The organism is Halanaerobium congolense (assembly GCF_004366375.1).
Taxonomy (GTDB): domain Bacteria; phylum Bacillota; class Halanaerobiia; order Halanaerobiales; family Halanaerobiaceae; genus Halanaerobium; species Halanaerobium congolense.
Window position 1 is genome coordinate 1 of record NZ_SOEF01000077.1, and the last position, 2,311, is coordinate 2,311.

Annotated in this window: 2 pseudogenes; one reads left to right on the top strand and one right to left on the bottom strand. The window is 37.8% G+C overall.

Annotated features, from left to right (window positions below):
- Positions 1–189: 189 nt before the first annotated feature.
- Positions 190–1,751, top strand: a pseudogene (locus tag C7954_RS13450) (IS3 family transposase).
- A gap of 74 nt (positions 1,752–1,825) precedes the next feature.
- Here C7954_RS13450 and C7954_RS13455 read toward each other — a convergent pair.
- Positions 1,826–2,311 (bottom strand): annotated as a pseudogene (locus tag C7954_RS13455) (transposase); the annotation flags it as partial.

The window sequence follows — 2,311 nt, forward strand, 5'->3', positions numbered from 1 at the left end:
GGGATAGACTGTCCATCTTTAACTATAGTAACTTCTACAGAAAGAAGATAACGCGATCTACCACGACGTTTTCTGTTTTCTCTGAAGATCTTTGTTAAAGGCTGCATCCCTATATGTTAGGATAGTTGTCGTGGGGCACAAAATCTGTGTATAATAGAGTAACGACAATAAAATCTAAGGAGAATTACAATGCCAAGAAAAGTTTATTCTAAAAAATTAAAAGAATCCATATTTAAAAGACTGGCTCCACCTAATGCTGAAAAAGCACCTGATATAGCTAGAGAAACTAATATTCCAGTTAATACCCTCTACACCTGGAGAACTAAGGTTTTAAAGAGTAATCCAACCAGCAATAAGAAATCAAGCAATTGGTCTTCCAGTGATAAATTTCAGGCTGTTTTAGAAACTGCAAGTCTCTCAGAACTGGAAACTGCTAAATACTGCCGTGAAAAAGGTATCCATGTAGAAGAACTAAAAAACTGGATTAAGCAGTGTCAGAACGCCAATGAATTCAAATATGAAGATCCTAAAGAACTAAAAAATAATCTTAAAAAAGAACAAAAGAAATCTAAAGAACTAGAAAAAGAACTTCGCGAAAAGGAAAAAGCTCTTGCTGAAACTGCAGCATTACTGGTGCTCAGAAAAAAGGCCCGAGCGATCTGGGGGGATCCAGAGGACGACTAATAGGAATTTCAGATCGCAAAAAAGCGGTAGCACTAATTAATGAAGCACATGCAAATGGCTGCAGGCTATTTAAAGCCTGTGAAGAACTGGAAATATCAATTAGAACCTATCAAAGATGGACTAAAGATGGTGCTGTTAAAGAAGATCAGCGGCCGCTGGCTGAAAGACCAGAACCCAAAAACAAGTTAACTGAAGCTGAAAGACAGGAAATAATTGAAGTCTCAAATAGCAAAGAATTTGCAGATCTACCACCTTTTAAAATTGTTCCTAAACTTGCTGAACAGGGTAAATATATTGCTTCAGAATCAACCTTCTATCGAGTCTTAGATGAAGAAAAAATGAATACCCGTCGAGCTAAAACTAAAGAACCTGTAAAACGAGAAGCTCCAACTCATATTGCTACTGCTCCCAACCAGGTCTGGACCTGGGATATCACCTGGCTGAATGCTATGATTAAAGGCAGTTTCTTTAAGCTCTATCTGATAGTTGACATGTTCAGCAGAATGATAGTTGCCTATGAAGTCTGGGAAACTGAAAACGCTGAGTATTCAAAAAGACTGATTAGAAAAGCTTCCCTGTCTCAGGGAATAGCGGCAAATGATAAACCACTGGTACTGCACTCTGATAATGGCAGTCCAATGAAAGCAGCAACATTTTTAGCAACACTGGAGAAACTGGGAGTACAGAGTTCATTTTCCAGACCGAGAGTAAGTAATGACAACCCCTATTCTGAGTCATTATTTAAGACAATGAAATACAGACCTGTTTATCCTAACAAAGGCTTTAAAGACCTAAATGAAGCCAGAGAATGGGTAGCTGAGTTTGTCCGCTGGTATAATCACCAGCATTTACATAGCGGAATTAAATTAGTAACGCCCTACCAGAGACATTATGGGCTTGATATAGAGATCCTGAAAAAGAGAACTGAAACATATTTAAAAGCCAAAGCAGAACATCCAGAACGATGGTCAGGGGATATTAGAGACTGGTCCCAGCCAGAATATGTAACTTTAAATCCAATGGATACTGCTGAAGTAGAAAAATATCTCAAGCAGCAGAGCTCTTAAATGAGCTTCTGCAGGAGTGGTATTCAAAGAAATTTTTAACTAAATGCGACAACTTTCTTGACAAACACCGGCATCTCACCATTGTACAGATAATGCACTTTAGATGTCTTTTTAGCCATAGCTATTACATCATAGCCAATATTTTTGACAGCAATCAGAGAAGATGGAGAACAAAACCAGGTATCAAAAAGTACATGAGATGCTGGAATAGCTGCTTTTTTAGCAGCTTCAAGCAGTTCAAGCATAACTTTAGTAGCTTTAGTCTGAGCAAGTTTTCTTCTGGAATAACCGACAGTTCGTTTGTCAACTTCAACTGCTTCATTAATTCGATTTTTAGAGTTTTTAGTAGAGAGCAGACAGCCATTAACTGGCAGGAATGTGTTTCCATCTGACCAGCCGAGAGTAAGTAATCTAAAGCCAAATTTATACTGTTTTTTGGCATGATCATATATTTTGGCAAGCAGTTCAACTTTTTTGGATCTTGAACGCTCAAAGGTTGTATCATCAATAATCAGAACGTTTACACGATCATTATTTGTTAAATGCTCAATGCTGTCATC